Origin of the sequence: Curtobacterium sp. ER1/6 (genome assembly GCF_001742745.1) — a bacterium.
Classification (GTDB): domain Bacteria; phylum Actinomycetota; class Actinomycetes; order Actinomycetales; family Microbacteriaceae; genus Curtobacterium; species Curtobacterium citri.
On record NZ_MJAK01000001.1, the window covers coordinates 807,843 to 823,138 of the forward strand.

Sequence of the window (15,296 nt, forward strand, 5' to 3'; positions counted from 1 at the left end):
CCCGGACCACTCGCCCACCGATCCGGTCCGGGGCTGTTGCAGGGTGCACGTCGCCCCGTAGCGTGAGGTCATGACGACGCCGTTCTCAGACCTGGACCAGTTCATCGCACTCCCCCGCGTGGACGGGATCGCGCTCAGTCCGGACGGGCAGCGGATCGCGCTGACGGTGAGCACGCTCGCTCCCGACGCCACCGGGTACCGGCGCGCGGTGTGGTCCGTCGCCTCGAGCCGCGACGGCGTACCCGTCCGGCTCACGCGGAGCGCGAAGGGCGAGTCCGGCGCGTCGTTCACCCGGAACGGCGACCTGCTCTTCGTCTCCGGCCGGCCCGACGCCGACTCCGAGGACGACACCGCGCAGCTGTGGCTGCTGCCGGCCGCGGGCGGTGACGCCCGCCCGGTCACCCGTCTGGCCGGCGGCGCCGACGGCGTCGTCGCGACCGCCAGCGACGCCGATGTCGTCGCGATCACCGCCGACCTGCTGCCCACCGCCGCCGCCGGAGAGCGCGTGGGCGTCGTGACGCGGGACGCCGCGCTGCGGAAGCGCCGTGACGACGCGGGGGTGCACGCGATCCTGCACGAGACGTACCCGGTCCGCTTCTGGGACCACGACCTCGGGCCGGCCGAGCCGCACGTCCTCGCGCTCGACCTGGGCGACCTCACGGAACCGATCGCGGCCGAGCCCGCGACCGGCGTCACCACCGACGCCAGCGCCGGACGTCCGTCCGACGCTCCCGCGCCCTACCCGGCACACCTGCCGGAACCGCTCGACGTCACGCCGGCGCCGGGTCGCTCGCTCGACCACGTGTCCGGTGCGCTCACGCCGGACGGCCGGACGCTCCTCGCCGCCGTCGGGGTGCAGACCGAGCGCGGCCACCGGAGCGTCATCGTGTCGATCGACGTCGACACCGCGGCGCGCACCGTGCTGTTCGACGAGCCGGACACCGACCACGAACTCCCCACGCTCTCGCACGACGGCACCACGATCGCCTGGGTCCGCACGGTCCGCTCCACCCCCGCGGGCGCGAACAAGCAGGAGGTGTGGACCGCCGGCATCGACGGCTCCGGTGCCCGCCGGATCGCCGAGGGCTGGGACCGCTGGCCGTCCGAGCTCGTGTTCGCGCCCGACGACGGTGCGCTCCTGGCGGTGGCGGACCAGGACGGCCGCGCGCCGGTCTTCCGCATCCCGCTCGACGGCGGCGCCGTCGTGCAGTTGACCACCGACGACTGGGCGTACTCGGGTCTCCGCGTGTCGGCCGCGAGCGGTGTCGTGGTGGCGCTCCGGGCCTCCTGGGCGGCACCGCTGCACCCGGTCCGGATCGACGCCGACGGCACGGTGACCGCCCTGCCGACCCCGGCGCCGCTGCCCACGGTCCCCGGACGGCTGGAGGAGGTCGAGACGACCGCCGCCGACGGCGCTCGCGTCCGCGGGTGGCTCGTGCTGCCCGAGGGCGACGGTCCGCACCCGCTGCTGCTCTGGATCCACGGCGGCCCCCTCAACTCGTGGAACCAGTGGTCGTGGCGCTGGACCCCGATGCTCGCGGCGGCGCAGGGGTACGCGGTGCTCCTGCCCGACCCGGCGCTGTCGACGGGCTACGGACTCGAATTCGTCAACCGCGGGTGGAACGCCTGGGGTCAGGCGCCGTACACCGACCTGATGGCGATCACCGACGCCGTGGTCGCCAGGCCCGACGTCGACGAGACCCGGACCGCGGCGATGGGCGGATCGTTCGGCGGGTACATGGCGAACTGGATCGCCGGGCACACCGACCGCTTCCGAGCGGTCGTCACGCACGCGAGCCTGTGGGCGCTCGAGCAGTTCGTGGGTACCACGGACACGTCGCAGTACTGGCAGTCGATCTTCGACGAGCAGGGGATGCGGGACAACGACCCGCACCGGTTCGTGGCGGACATCACGTCACCGATGCTCGTCATCCACGGTGACCGCGACCACCGGGTGCCGATCGGCGAGGGACTCCGGCTGTGGTCCGAGCTCGCCGAGCACCACGCGGCGGCGGACGGCACGATGCCGCACCGGTTCCTGTACTTCCCGGACGAGAACCACTGGGTCCTCAAGCCGCAGCACGCGGTGGTCTGGTACCAGACGGTGTTCGCGTTCCTCGGGCAGCACGTGCTCGGTGAGGAGTGGGAGCGGCCGGAGCTGCTCGGCTGAGCAGAGCTCGGGCAGGCGGACCACTGTCCCCCGCGCCCCGTCCGCGACATCGCACGTGTCGATCGACACGTGCGATGTCGCGGGAGCGGACCTCCGCCTCAGACGAACGCGGCCTCGCCCGTGATCGCGCGCCCGACGATGAGCGTGTTCACCTCGCGCGTGCCCTCGTACGAGTAGATCGCCTCGGCGTCCGAGAAGAACCGCGCGACGCCCTTGTCGAGGACGATGCCGTTGCCGCCCTGCACCTCGCGGCACCACGCGACGGTCTCGCGCATCTTCGCCGTCGCGAACGCCTTCGCCATCGCCGAGTGCTCGTCCGCGCCGACGCCCTGGTCCTGCATTGCCGAGGCCTGCGTGCACAGGGCGATCGAGGCGGTGATGTTCATGAGCGACCGCACGAGCAGGTCCTGCACCATCTGGTGCGCCGCGATCGGCTTGCCGAACTGGATCCGGTTCCGCGCGTAGTCGAGCGCCGCCTCGTACGCGCCGATGGCGATGCCGATCGCCTGCCACGCGACCTCGGTCCGGGTCAGGCGGAGCACGGCGGCCGTCGTGCGGAACGAGTCGGCGCGCTGCAGCCGGCGCGACTCCGGCACGCGGACGCCGTCGAGGACGATGTCGGCGTTCTGCACGGTCCGCAGCGCGATCTTGTCCTCGATCTTCGTCGCGGTGAACCCGGGGGTGTCCGTCGTGACGAGGAAGCCCTTGACCTGCTCGTCGGCGACGTCCTTCGCCCAGATCACGACGACGTCGGCAAAGGTCGCGTTGCCGATCCAGCGCTTCTCGCCGTCGAGCACCCACGTGTCGCCGTCGCGACGAGCGGTCGTCCGGAGCCCGCGCGCCGAGTCGCTGCCCGACAGCGGCTCCGTCAGGCCGAAGGCACCGACGACCTCGCCGCGCGCCATCCGCGGCAGCCACTCCTGCTGCTGCTCGTCGCTGCCGCCCACGGCGATCGAGTTCATGGCGAGCCCCGACTGCACGCCGATGAACGTCGAGACGCCCGCGTCGATGCGGCCGAGCTCGAGTGCGGCCCAGCCGCGGTACACGGCCGAGTTCTCGAACTGCCGCACGAGCGGGATGCTCGGGCCGTACATGCCGAGCTCTGCGAGCGGAGCGATCGTCTGCACCGGGAACTCGGCCCGGGCCCAGTACTGGTCGGCGATCGGTCGGACCTCGGCCTCGAGGTACGCGCGCAGCTGCCCGAGCGACTCCCGCTCACGGGCCGTGAGCCCCTCCTGGAACCGGTAGAAGTCGGACTCGAGCAGGGGCGTGTCAGTGATCGACGTTGACATGGGAGCAACGATGCATCATTCTCGAAAACGTTGCAAGACCGGCAGCGGCACTCAGGGGGAACGGTGAGCAACCAGGCACTCGGCACACTCGGATCGGCGCTCGTCCCGAGCGCGCTCGCGGCCAGACTGGAGGCCCACGGCGACTCCCAGCGCGCCTTCCGGTCGGCGCGACGTGCGTTCATCGACGGGGCCAGGATCGACATGGGTTCGCTCGCGTCGTCACTCGGCGTGGACCGGACGTCGCTGTTCCGGTGGGTCGGCAACCGGGATCAGCTCCTGTCGGAGATCCTCTGGTCGTTGGCCGTCCCCACGCTCGACGCCGCGGGTCGCGCGGCGTCGCCCGCAGGCGCCGCCCGCATCGTCGACGTCCTCGACCACTTCACGGCGGACCTCATCCGGGCGCCGTACTTCCGCGCGTTCCTCACGCGGGAGCCCAGCCGTGCCCTCCGGCTCCTGACGACCACCGACAGCGACGTGCAGCGGCGGTTCGTGGCCGTGGTCGCGACCGTCATCAGCGCGGAGCAGGAGGCCGGCACCTTCGCCCCGGCACCGCTGTCCGCGGAGGAACTCGCGCGGTTGCTCGTCCGGGTCTCGGAGTCCTTCACGTACGCCGACCTGATCTCGGGCGACACCCCCGACCCGGCTCGCGCGCGGGCGACCTTCGAGTACATCCTGCGGCCCTGACCGGGTCCGCAGCGCAAGGACCGGCGCTGCGGACGCGGTCGGGAACGTCACTTCTGCGCGGCGAGCTCCAGGTTGATGTCGTCCGGGTCCTGGACCGACAGGATGACCATGCCCGCATCGCCGAGGTCGGTGACCTCGCCGTGCTCGATGCCCGCGGCGTCGAGTCGCTCGGCGGCTGCGTGGAGCTCGTCGACGGAGCCGACCACGAAGCTCACGTGGTCGAGGCCGACCGTGTCCGGGTCGAAACGCTGACCGCTCGGTGCGACGGGGCGCAGGCCGAACAGCTGCTCGCCGACCGGGAAGATCGCACCGCCGTACAGCCGCTCGCGGTCCTCGGTGATGCCGGGCTCGTCGATGTGCTCGCTGAAGTCCATCGCCGGTGCCGTGCCGAACAGCTGCTCGTAGAAGGCCTTGCTGCGGTGGATGTCGGTGACGGTGACCCGCACGTGTGCGAGGCCGAGGGGCTTGACGATCTGTTCGCTCATGCCGTCGAGCCAACGCCGGGCACCTGGGCGGCGGCGGGAGTCGTGCGGCTACCGGCCAGCGTGCTCAGTCGTCCTGGCGAGCGGGGTCCGGACGGGGCGCTGCGAGTTCGAGGTTGATGTCGTCCGGGTCCTGCAGCGAGAGGATCACGAGGCCGAACGGTTCGAGGTCCGTGACCTCGCCGTGCACGATGCCCGCGGCGTCGAGCCGTCCGACGGCCCGGTGGAGGTCGTCGACGGACGCCACGCGGAGGCTCAGGTGATCGAGGCCGACGCGGTCGGGGTCGAAGCGGTCCCCGGCCGGGGCGACCGGTCGGAGCCCGAGCGTCTGCCCGTGGAAGGTGAAGGAGCAGCCGCCGTAGGTGCGCCACGGGTCGTCGCGGACCGTCGGATCGTCGATCTGGTCGCTGAAGTCACTTCCGGGGGCCGTGCCGAACAGCTGCTCGTAGAACGCCTTGCTCCGCGCGATGTCGGTCACCGTGAGTCGCACGTGGGAGAAGCCCCGCGGCTCGACGATGCCGTCACCCGTTGTCTCCGACGCGCTCACCGGAAGCCCGCGGTGTCGAACACGTGGCGCGGGAGTCCGTGGCCCGTACAGCGGTCACGACGGCGGACGCCGCGGAGGACGTCCCGCACGTGGTCGCCGCAACCGGTCCACGAGGTCTTGCCGCACACCGGGCACTGGACGGACTCGCACATGCCCGCCACGGTACGCAGCGGCCTACCGGAGCGACCGGCGGAGGCGCCCCCTGCACCGCTGACGGTCCGGAACACGCACTCGGCGCCGTGGGCGTCGCGCAACGAACCAGGAAGCCGACATCGAACCAGCGGGCGGTGCTGGTTCGATGTCGGGTCCGTGGTTCGACGCCCGCTGCGGACCGTGTCCGATGCGGACCGTGTCAGATGAGCGCGTCGGTGAGGTGGTTCGGCGTGCCGAAGCGGTGCGCGGTGATCGACACCGCCTGCTCGCGGAGGAACGGCAGCAGCTCGATCCGGCCGGCCTCGGTGACGGGCTCGCCGTACACCGCGACGTCGGGACGCCCACCGATCGCCGTCATCAGCGCCGCGTTGTCCCCGCCGACGAGACGCACCCGCGTGGACTCGCCGCGCGCGATGCGGCGGGCGAACGCGTCGTCGGTCTGCCCCTCGGCGACCGAGCGGACGTTCGGCAGCGCGCGGATCGCGGACGCGACGGACGACGGCAGGGACGCGGCCGTCGAGACGTCCACGGTCGTGCCGGCGCGGAGCGCCGCCGCGACCACCCGGACCAGGTCGGCGGCCGAGGACTCCTCCGCCGACGCGAGCCGCACGTGGACGCCGGGGTACGGCAGGTACCGGGCGATGTTCCGCTCGGCACTCAGGGCCGACACGTCGACCGCGGCGCCGAACAGCGTCGACCAGGCCTGCTCGTCGGACGCCGTGGCGCGGTCGAGCACCTCGGACGAGACGCCGGTCGCGCGGACGAAGGACCGCACCGGCGACGACACCGCAGCGCCGCTCGACGCCGTCGCGGACGTCCAGGACCCGAGCCCGAGCAGGTAGTTGAGGCCACCGGCCTTGGTGCCGGCACCGACGGCCGACTTCTTCCACCCGCCGAACGGCTGGCGACGGACGATCGCGCCGGTGATGCCGCGGTTGACGTAGAGGTTGCCCGCCTGGATGCGGTCGAGCCACGTGCCGATCTCCGAGGCGTCGAGCGAGTGCAGGCCCGAGGTCAAGCCGTAGTCGACCTCGTTGACGATGTCGATCGCCTCGTCGAGGGTCGACGCGGTCATGATGCCGAGGATCGGGCCGAAGTACTCCGTGCGGTGGAAGGCGGACCCGCGGCGCACGCCGTCGCGGACACCGGGGCTCCAGAGCGTGCCGGAGTCGTCGAGCCGCTCGGGCTTGACGGCCCAGGTCTCCCCCGTACCGAGCGTCGTGAGCCCCTCGAGCAGCTTGCCGGTCGCGGGCTCGATCACCGGGCCCATCTGCGTGGTGGGGTCGGTCGGGTACCCGACCGTGAGCGACGAGACGGCGTCGAGCAGCTGGGACCGGAAGCGGCGCGAGGTCGCGACGGACCCGACGAGCACGACGAGCGACGCCGCCGAGCACTTCTGCCCCGCGTGCCCGAACGCCGACGCGACGACGTCCTTCACGGCGAGGTCGAGGTCGGCCGACGGGGTGACGATGATCGCGTTCTTGCCCGAGGTCTCCGCGAGCAGCGGCAGGTCGGGGCGGAACGACCGGAAGAGCTCGGCGGTCTCGTACGCACCGGTCAGGATCACGCGGTCGACCTGCGGCGCGGCGATCAGCTGCTTGCCGAGGTCGTCCTCTGCCACCTGCACGAAGGCCAGGACGTCGGCAGGTGCCCCGGCAGCGTCGAGTGCGGTCTCGATGACCGACGCCAGGACGGCACCGCAGCGCTCGGCGGGCGGCGCGGGCTTGAGGACCACCGCGGATCCGGCGGCGAGCGCAGCCAGCGTCGACCCGGCGGGGATCGCGACCGGAAAGTTCCACGGGGGCGTCACCAGGGTCAGGGCGGCGGGCGAGAAGGCGGCGCCGTCCACCTCGTCGAGCTGCGCGGCGAGCTCACCGTAGAAGTGCGCGAAGTCGATCGCCTCGGACACCTCGGGGTCGGCCTGGTCGATGGTCTTGCCCGCTTCGGCCGCCATGACCTCGACGAGTGCGGCGCGGTTCGCCTCGAGTGCGTCGCCGATGGCGTGCAGCACTGCGCCCCGCGCGCTGCCGGACCACTCTGCCCAGGACGTGCCGGCGGTGCGGACGCGGTCGAGGACCGTGGTGAGCTGCGTGGCGGAGGTGAGCCGGGCCTCCCGGACGCCGCGCTCACCGAGCGTCGACGACGCGACGCGGGCGGTGATCGCCGCGCCCCACTCCCGCACCTCGGCGACCGACGGGTCGCTGTCCGGGGTGTTGTCGAAGTGTCCGGGGCGCGGTCGCTCGACGGCCGCGTAGCGGTCGGCCACACGGTGCGCGGGCGGGGCGTCGAGGCCACCCGGCTGCGCGAGCGGCGCGAGGGAGTCGCGGAAGCGCGCTTCCTCACGCGCGAAGAGCCGCGGCGAGGACGCCAGCGAGAACACCGCGGACATGAAGTTCTCCTGCGACGCGCCTTCTTCGAGGCGGCGGATCAGGTAGGCGATCGCCACGTCGAACTCGCCCGGGTGCACGACCGGCGTGTAGAGGAGCAGCGAGCCGACGGTGCGGCGGACGGCCTCGGCCTGTCCCTGCGCCATGCCGAGCAGCATCTCGAACTCGATGCCGTCGCGGACGCCGCGCTCCCCGGCGAGCAGCCAGGCGTGGGCGACGTCGAACAGGTTGTGCCCGGCGACCCCGACGCGCACGTTCGCCACGCGCTCCGGCGTGAGTGCCCAGTCGAGCACGCGCTTGTAGTTCGTGTCCGAGTCCTGCTTGGTGTGCCAGGTGGCGAGCGGCCAGCCGTGCACCGACGCCTCGACCTGCTCCATCGGCAGGTTCGCGCCCTTGACGAGCCGCACCTTGATGTCGGCACCACCCCGTGCACGACGGGCCGCGGACCACTCCTGCAGCTGCTGCATCGCGGCGAGCGCGTCGGGTAGGTACGCCTGCAGGACGATCCCGGCCTCGAGGTCGGTGAACTCGGGCTCGTCGAGGAGCTTCGTGAAGACCGCGATGGTGAGGTCGAGGTCCTTGTACTCCTCCATGTCGAGGTTGATGAACTTGCGTGGGGTGCTCTGTACCGCACGACGGAAGAGCGGCCGGAGCTTCGCGATGATGTCCTCGACCGCATGGTCGAAGGCCCACGGTGAGTGCGGGTGCACGGTCGACGAGACCTTGATCGACACGTAGTCGACGTCGGGGCGGGCGAGCAGGCGCTCGGTGCCCTCGAGACGACGCGACGCCTCCTTCTCACCGAGGACGGCCTCGCCGAGCAGGTTGACGTTGAGCCGGACGCCGTCGCGCTTGATCTTCGCGATCGCCGGGCCGAGCTTGGCGTCGGTGGCGTCGACGATGAGGTGCCCGACCATCTCGCGGAGCACGCGTCGGGCGATCGGCACCACGACGTTCGGCAGCACCGGCGCCATGCCACCGCCGAGGCGGACGAGACCGCGGAGCGCCGCGGGCAGGAACCCCGGGGCGTCCGGGGCGATGGCACGGAGCTTGCGTGCGGCGACCCCGAGGTCCTCCGGCCGCACGACGCCGTCGACGAAGCCGACCGCGAAGGCGAGGCCCTTCGGATCCGCGAGCACGCCCGCGAGCTGCTTCGCCGAGCCGTCGACCGGGTAGGTCTCGGCCTCTGCCAGCCACTGCCGCACCAGGGCGACGGTCTGGTCGGCGAGGCGGTCGGGGACGCCGGCCCCGGCGTCGGTGACGGGGTGCTCGTGCAGGTCGGTCATGGCATCAGTGTGGAGCGGGAGACCATGAAGCGGAAGCGACTCTTCCTGATGCATACCGTGCAGCTGGGCTATCGTTTCGGCATGCTCGACGTCCGTCGCCTCGTCCTCCTCCGCGAACTGTCGATCCGGGGCACCGTGGCAGCCGTGGCAGAGGCGATGAACTTCACCCCCTCGGCGGTGTCGCAACAGCTCGCGGTGCTCGAGCGCGAGGCCGGCGTCCCCCTGCTCCGGAAGGCCGGGCGGCGCCTGCAGCTCACTCCCCAGGCCGAGGTGCTCGTGCAGGCCGCCGGCCACGTGCTCGACGTGCTCGACACCGCCCAGGCACAGGTCGAGTCGTCGCTGCCGACCGTCCAGGGCCGCGTGCGGGTGGCCGTCTTCCAGTCCGCGGCACTCGCCCTCATGCCGCACGCCCTCCACGAGATGGCCGTCGATCACCCGGACGTCCGCGTGGAGATGGTGCAACGGGAACCCGAGACGGCACTGCACGAGACGTGGGCACGCGAGTTCGACATGGTCATCGCCGAGCAGTACCCCGCACACACGGCACCACACCTGCCCGGGCTCGAGCGAGCCGACCTGACGACGGACGAGGTGCGACTCGCGCTGCCGCCGGTGGACACGGCCCTCGCCCCGGTGTCGTCGATCGAGGACGCCGAGGCGATGCCGTGGGTGATGGAGCCGCGCGGGACCGCCTCGCGGCACTTCGCCGAGCAGGTCTGTCGGCGCTGGGGCTTCGAGCCGGACGTCCGCTACGAGACCGCGGACCTGCAGACCCAGATCCGGCTCGTCGAGTCGGGCAACGCGGTCAGCCTGATGCCCGACCTGATGTGGACCGGGCGGACGACGACGTGCCGGCTGGTCGACCTGCCCGACCGGCCGCGACGGACCATCTTCACGGTGGTCCGGACGGCAGGGTCGTCGTCACCGGCGGTCCGCGAGCTCCGGGGTGCGCTCGAGCGCGCTGCGGCAGAGGTGGAGCGGTGACGTGCCCTGCAGGACGACGGCACTGACACGCCCTCCGGAGCCGTGACCGATCCGTGACCTCACGACCTGTCAGGTCCGGGCCACCACGGACACCTCGTCAGTGAGGGCACGTGCGTGCTCGTCCACAACGAGGGGGATCCCATGAAGCAGTCCTGCAGGTACACGCTCCGTCGCCACGCGGCGATCGGAGCCGCCGTCGCGATCGTCACCGCGTCGTCGGCGTTCGGGATCGGCGCCACGGCCGCGACCGCCGCCACCGCGGTCGCCGCTCCCGCCGCGAACTCGACCATCGCTGCGCCCGTCGCAGCATCCGCCGCGAGCCCCGCCGCCGCCGCAACCACGAGCTCTGCCACGGCCGCGGACCCTGCCGACAGCACACCGGAGACCGCGGCACCCGCCGACACGACCGGCGCCGGCACCGACACCGCTGCGCCCGACGCCGACCCCGCCGCCACCACCCCGATCACCTGGGCGGAACCCTCCTCCGAGGCAGCCCCGATCGTCCTCACCGCGACCGCCGGCCAGCCGTTCTCGCACACCTTCGTCGCCCAGGGCGGCGACGGCCCCCTCACCTACCGGTTCGAGCCGCGTCAGCAGGACACCGGCTGGCAGTGGGACGAGCAGACCGGCGTCCTGAGCGGCACCCCGACGAGCGCGCTCTCGTCGTCGGTGCTCTTCGAGGTCACTGCGACCGACCAGCACCGGAGCGCGGTCCAGTACGCGCAGGTGGAGGTCCAGCCGGCCGCCGCCGCGGGGGTGGCACTGACCATCGCCCCGCAGGACGACCGCTTCGTGTGGAGCGTCTACCTGGACGGCGTCGTCCACCAGTCGACACCGGGCGTGGGCGACGACACCGTCGTGCCCGCGATCACTGTGCGCGACGGCGAGACGCTCTCGTTTGCGGGCCTCGCCGTGGACGAGTACGGCAACCCGACCACCCCTGGTGACGACTACCCGCGGTCGACCGGCACGAGCACGGACGCCGCCGACAGCATCGTCTGGGACGACCAGTGGAAGGCGAACCGGGTCACCTTCTCCGGCGCCGGCAGCCGGACCGTGACCATCTCCGAGGGCGGCGTCTCGACCTCGGTCCCCGTCGTCGTCTCCGCTGCTGCCGAGGACGCGCAGGTCGCCGGCTTCGCGATCGGCGTCCTGCCCGACGACGGGTCCGACGACCGCTACGGCATCGTCGACGGCGTCGTGACGCGCTACGCCGAGGACGGCACCGCCGAGCAGGTCGATGCGATCCCGGCACGGCAGGGCGACCGCGTGCAGGTGCGTGCGATCGCGCTCGACACCGAGGGCAACCCGGTCGGCGACCACTCCGACCTCACGTTCACCAGCAGCGTCGCGAGCGACCGGATCGCGTACGACCCCGACGAGGCCGCGACCTGGATCACCTTCGACCACGCCTCGCCGCACGTCGTCACCGTCGCGTACCAGGGGGTCTCGGCAACGATCCCGTTCGAGGTCACCCCGGTCACGGCACCCGCCGCCAGCACGACGCCGACCGTGGGGTCCTCGACCCCGACCGCGTCGGGTCACCTCGCCTTCACCGGCGCCGACGAGTCCGGGCCGCTCGCCTGGGCGCTCGGTCTGCTGGCCGCGGGAGCCGGCCTGCTGGTCCACCGCATGCGCCGCCGTCGCGCCTGACCGACGCCATCCGTGACGGACGGGAGGCGCGGTGCACGCCCGCCCCGCGCCTCCCGCCCGTCGCGCCACCACGGAATCAACAGACCTGTGATAAACCCCAGGTCAGACCGCAGTTTCCGTCACCGCATCGCAATCGTGTACTCGTTCCACAGCGGGCCTTCCGGTCGTAGCGTCGTCCTCGGCGGCACCGCTCGCGACCCCGGCGGCGGTCAGCACCGCCGGCCCGGCCACCACCTCCGCTCCGTCCTCGACGTCGACGACGGCTCCCGACCAGGCGACGACGGACACGCCGTCCGCGATCGAGACAAGCCAGGCCACCACGGCGCCCGCTGCGGCTGACTCGCCGACCACGACGGACCCCGAAGCCGGCACCGACACCGCGAGTGCCGCGACCGGGACCTCCGCCACTCCGAGCGCCACCACCGGAACGTCCGGCACCACCGGGACGACGACCGGCACGGTCGCCGCCGCCCCACTCGCCTTCACCGACCCCGGCACGAAGGACGCACCCGTCGAGCTCACCGCGACCGTCGGCACCCCCTTCAGCCACACCTTCACCACGACCGGCGGCAACGGCACCGTCGCCTACGCCATCGGCGCGAACCCGCACACCGAGTACTCCGTGAACGTCGAGACCGGCGTCCTGAGCGGCACCCCGACCACGGCGGGCACGATCGACCTCGAGGTCGTCGCCCTCAGTGGCGGCACCCAGGTCAGCGACTTCGTCCGGCTCACCGTGGCGCCGTCACCGCTGGCGTTCACCGAGCCGTCGAGCGCCACCTCCCCGCTGCACCTCACCGCCACCGCCGGGACGCCGTTCTCGCACCGCTTCACCGCGACGGGCGGCTCCGGCCCGCTGGCGTACGCGATCCAGGACGCGCCGTCCCAGGACCTCAGCGTGAACGTCGAGACCGGTGTCCTCACGAGCACCGTCACGGAGGCCGGTACCTACTCGTTCGAGGTCGTCGCCCTCCGCGGCACGGCGACCGCGACCGCGTACGTCGAGCTCACCGTGCAGCCCGGCGCCCCGGCCGGTGTCGTCACCATCGTGGCGACCGGGAACGCCGACGGACAGGCGTGGTCCGTCGTGCCGGACGGGACGATCGAGCAGTACCCCGGCGGTTCCGACACGCCCCCGAAGCTGTCCTCGATCCCGGTGGACCAGGGCGGCTCGCTGTACGTCAGCGGCCTGGCGGTCGGCCGGTTCGGCAACCGCACCACGTCGGCCGAGGCCGCCGGTGGTGCGGTGCCGCGCTCGACGCTCACCAGCTCGGTCGCCTCGGACGTGATCACGTGGATCCCCTCGGAGCACGCGTCGAAGATCACCTTCCCGCACGCATCGGACCACCGTCTGACGATCAGCGAGGGCGGAGCGTCCACCTCGTTCACCGTCGCCGTCCGTTCGACGGCGACGCCGGCCACCGCGGTGTCCCACACGACGGGGACGACGACCACCGGCACGCCGGCCACGGGGACCCTCGCGTTCACCGGCGCCGACGAGACCGTGCCGCTCGCGTGGGCGATCGGCCTGCTCGTGTCGGGCGCTGCGCTCTTGCTGCGCCGACTGCGTCGCCGTCGAGCCTGACGACCCCGTCCCTGACGGACGCCGGGTCCGGTGCACCTCCCGCACCGGACCCGGCGTCCGTGCGGGAGACGGCAGCGCCCGTCACGTCCGCCACTTGCGGTCAGGTCTCTTCTCGCGCATGCGCTGCGCGCGCCACCCCTTCGATCCGAGGACACCCCACCTGACGGACGGGAGGCTCCCCACCAGCCGGTGGGGAGCCTCCCGTCCGTCCCGGCGCCGTCGCCCACACGCGCTGCGGGGCCGCGCAGACGGCCCCCAACACAGGTCACAATCCGGGCACGGAGCCCCCTGGAGGTCACCTGAACCTCTACGATCCGAGAACGCCGTGGATTCACGGCAGATTCTCACGATCCGGCACCCGACCGGACCTGATCCCTGGGGGACCCGTGCACCGCAGCACCTCCACGACCCGACGCGCCTGCGCGCTCGGCACGACCGTGGCACTCATCGGCCTGACGACCGGCCTGGGCGTCTTCACCTCGACGGCCGCCTTCGCCGTCGAGGGCGACGCACCGACGCCCGTCGTCGCCTCGGCGGACCCGACGCAGCCCGCCGCGCCGACCGACGCCGCCCAGCCGACGGACACCGCCACGACGCCGGCCCCCACGGACGCCGCGACCGCGCCGACGGACACCGACACCGCTGCGCCGGCACCCACCGGCGAGCCCACCGCCCCGGCGACCACGGCCCCCGCGGGGACGGTCGCCCCCGCCGGCGGTCCGGCCACGACGAAGGCCGCCCCGAGCGCCGTCGCCGCCACCGTGACGATCGTCGGCGACGCGAAGGTCGGCACGACCCTCCGCTACGACTCCACCGGGATCGGCAACCCGTCGAGCGCCGTCTGGACCGTCGACGGCGCCACCGTCGCCGAGGGCTCCTCGTACCTCGTCCCGAAGGAGATCGTCGGCAAGACGATCACCCTGACGGTGACGGGCGCGACCCCCGACCAGACCGCGACCGCCACCACGAAGGCCGTCACCGAGGACGTGCAGTCCGCCGACGAGACCGCCGCGGACGCACCGCTCACGCTGTCCCTCACGGCCGGCGAGGACCTCTCGCGCTCGTTCGCCGTCACCGCCGGCAGCGGCGACGTGACGTACTCGGTCGGGTACACCGACCCGTCGTACGCCGACCCGGACGACCCGGAGACGACGCCGGAGTCCTTCCTGCCGGACGGCGTCACGCTCGACCCGACCACCGGCCTGCTCAGCGGCACGCCGTACTTCGCCACCGACTCCGACTTCACGATCATCGCCTCGAACGGGACGTCGACCGCGACCGAGTACGTCCAGATCACGGTCGAGCCGGCTGCGGCCGTCGGCATCCTCGCCTGGGCCACCGACACCTCGAGCTCGGAGATCTTCGACGCGATCGACATCAACGGTGAGGTCAAGCTCGACCACCCGATCCACTCCTGGATCATCATGCCCGACGGCAGCATCACCACGATCACCCAGCCCGGCGACCTCGCCGCGGAGCCCACCTTCACCGACGGCGGTACCCCGACCGTGAAGCAGGGCGGGTCGCTCTTGATCGACGGTTCGCCCGTCGACGAGTTCGGCAACGCGACGGTGCAGCCCGACGAGGACGGCAACACGCCCGCGCCGACCGTCACGAGCGACGTCGCGAGCGACCAGATCGGCTTCGACCAGGAGGACCTCGTGGCGCGCGTCACGTTCCCGCACGCCTCGACCCACCACCTGACGGTGGCGCAGTCCGGCCTCTCGGTCTCCTTCCCCGTGACGGTCCTCCCGACCGCCGCGACGGTCGGCACCACGCCGACCGTCGTGACCCCCACCACGGGCCAGCTCGCCTTCACGGGTACGGACGCGACCGGCGCACTCCCCTGGGCCCTCGGCTTCGTCGCTGCCGGTGCCGGCCTGCTCGGCGCGGGCGTCCTGCGTCGCCGCCGCGCCCAGCGCTGATCCACCCGCTCCCGTCCGGTCCGTCCCTCGGCGCCGGACGGGAGGCTCCTCCCGCGGCCCCGTCGCGTCCCTCCCGGACGCGGCGGGGCCGTCCCGCGTCCGTGCGGCACGACCGGTCGGCCGCACGTCCGGTACGCCGGTCGCGCGA

The 15,296-nt window shown here is 72.7% G+C and carries 12 protein-coding genes; 6 read left to right on the top strand and 6 right to left on the bottom strand.

Going from position 1 to position 15,296, the window contains the following annotated elements; translation table 11 throughout:
* The first annotated feature begins 70 nt into the window (after positions 1–70).
* The gene (locus Cus16_RS03700) at positions 71–2,170 is read left to right on the top strand and encodes a prolyl oligopeptidase family serine peptidase (RefSeq protein WP_069711207.1); all 2,100 of its coding nucleotides are present in this window, start codon (positions 71–73) and stop codon (positions 2,168–2,170) included.
* 98 nt (positions 2,171–2,268) lie between these two features.
* On the opposite strand, the gene Cus16_RS03705 is transcribed toward Cus16_RS03700, so the two are convergent.
* The gene (locus Cus16_RS03705; protein ID WP_069711208.1) at positions 2,269–3,462 is read right to left on the bottom strand and encodes an acyl-CoA dehydrogenase family protein; all 1,194 of its coding nucleotides are present in this window, start codon (positions 3,460–3,462) and stop codon (positions 2,269–2,271) included.
* Between the two features lie 63 nt (positions 3,463–3,525).
* On the opposite strand from Cus16_RS03705, the gene Cus16_RS03710 reads away from it, so the two are divergent.
* Complete coding sequence (locus tag Cus16_RS03710) at positions 3,526–4,146, top strand: QsdR family transcriptional regulator (protein ID WP_189319516.1); 621 nt, start codon at positions 3,526–3,528, stop codon at positions 4,144–4,146.
* A 47-nt stretch (positions 4,147–4,193) separates the two neighbouring features.
* On the opposite strand, the gene Cus16_RS03715 is transcribed toward Cus16_RS03710, so the two are convergent.
* The 4 genes from Cus16_RS03715 to Cus16_RS03725 form a co-directional block, all read right to left on the bottom strand.
* Positions 4,194–4,631, bottom strand: a complete 438-nt coding sequence (locus Cus16_RS03715; RefSeq protein WP_069711209.1) for a VOC family protein — start codon at positions 4,629–4,631, stop codon at positions 4,194–4,196.
* A gap of 64 nt (positions 4,632–4,695) precedes the next feature.
* The gene (locus Cus16_RS03720; RefSeq protein ID WP_223246503.1) at positions 4,696–5,175 is read right to left on the bottom strand and encodes a VOC family protein; all 480 of its coding nucleotides are present in this window, start codon (positions 5,173–5,175) and stop codon (positions 4,696–4,698) included.
* Positions 5,172–5,327 carry a hypothetical protein gene (locus Cus16_RS16550; RefSeq protein ID WP_182046326.1) on the bottom strand — a complete coding sequence of 52 codons (156 nt, stop codon included), beginning with the start codon at positions 5,325–5,327 and terminating at the stop codon, positions 5,172–5,174. Before Cus16_RS16550 ends, Cus16_RS03720 begins: the two co-directional genes overlap by 4 nt.
* Before the next feature lie 200 nt (positions 5,328–5,527).
* Positions 5,528–9,001, bottom strand: a complete 3,474-nt coding sequence (locus Cus16_RS03725; RefSeq protein WP_069711210.1) for a proline dehydrogenase family protein — start codon at positions 8,999–9,001, stop codon at positions 5,528–5,530.
* An 81-nt stretch (positions 9,002–9,082) separates the two neighbouring features.
* Between Cus16_RS03725 and Cus16_RS03730 the strand changes: the two genes are divergently transcribed.
* Positions 9,083–9,985 carry a LysR family transcriptional regulator gene (locus tag Cus16_RS03730; protein WP_069711211.1) on the top strand — a complete coding sequence of 301 codons (903 nt, stop codon included), beginning with the start codon at positions 9,083–9,085 and terminating at the stop codon, positions 9,983–9,985.
* A gap of 141 nt (positions 9,986–10,126) precedes the next feature.
* Complete coding sequence (locus tag Cus16_RS03735) at positions 10,127–11,638, top strand: putative Ig domain-containing protein (RefSeq protein WP_069711212.1); 1,512 nt, start codon at positions 10,127–10,129, stop codon at positions 11,636–11,638.
* A 102-nt stretch (positions 11,639–11,740) separates the two neighbouring features.
* On the opposite strand, the gene Cus16_RS03740 is transcribed toward Cus16_RS03735, so the two are convergent.
* A complete protein-coding gene (locus Cus16_RS03740) occupies positions 11,741–12,217 on the bottom strand; it encodes a hypothetical protein (protein ID WP_141718781.1) in 477 nt (158 codons plus the stop codon).
* Between the two features lie 43 nt (positions 12,218–12,260).
* On the opposite strand from Cus16_RS03740, the gene Cus16_RS03745 reads away from it, so the two are divergent.
* Together Cus16_RS03745 and Cus16_RS03750 are read left to right on the top strand one after the other, a co-directional pair.
* Positions 12,261–13,223, top strand: a complete 963-nt coding sequence (locus tag Cus16_RS03745; RefSeq protein ID WP_069711214.1) for a hypothetical protein — start codon at positions 12,261–12,263, stop codon at positions 13,221–13,223.
* Positions 13,224–13,609: 386 nt separating this feature from the next.
* Positions 13,610–15,148, top strand: coding sequence for a putative Ig domain-containing protein (locus Cus16_RS03750; protein WP_069711215.1), 1,539 nt, complete (start codon positions 13,610–13,612; stop codon positions 15,146–15,148).
* The last annotated feature ends 148 nt before the right edge of the window (positions 15,149–15,296 follow it).

What these genes read in the sequence shown, in the direction of transcription:
- Cus16_RS03705 (WP_069711208.1), bottom strand. Translation starts at nt 3,462, where the DNA reads ATGTCAACGTCGATCACTGACACGCCCCTGCTCGAGTCCGACTTCTAC.
- Cus16_RS16550 (WP_182046326.1), bottom strand. Translation starts at nt 5,327, where the DNA reads ATGTGCGAGTCCGTCCAGTGCCCGGTGTGCGGCAAGACCTCGTGGACC.
- Cus16_RS03700 (WP_069711207.1), top strand. Translation starts at nt 71, where the DNA reads ATGACGACGCCGTTCTCAGACCTGGACCAGTTCATCGCACTCCCCCGC.
- Cus16_RS03735 (WP_069711212.1), top strand. Translation starts at nt 10,127, where the DNA reads ATGAAGCAGTCCTGCAGGTACACGCTCCGTCGCCACGCGGCGATCGGA.
- Cus16_RS03725 (WP_069711210.1), bottom strand. Translation starts at nt 9,001, where the DNA reads ATGACCGACCTGCACGAGCACCCCGTCACCGACGCCGGGGCCGGCGTC.
- Cus16_RS03715 (WP_069711209.1), bottom strand. Translation starts at nt 4,631, where the DNA reads ATGAGCGAACAGATCGTCAAGCCCCTCGGCCTCGCACACGTGCGGGTC.
- Cus16_RS03730 (WP_069711211.1), top strand. Translation starts at nt 9,083, where the DNA reads ATGCTCGACGTCCGTCGCCTCGTCCTCCTCCGCGAACTGTCGATCCGG.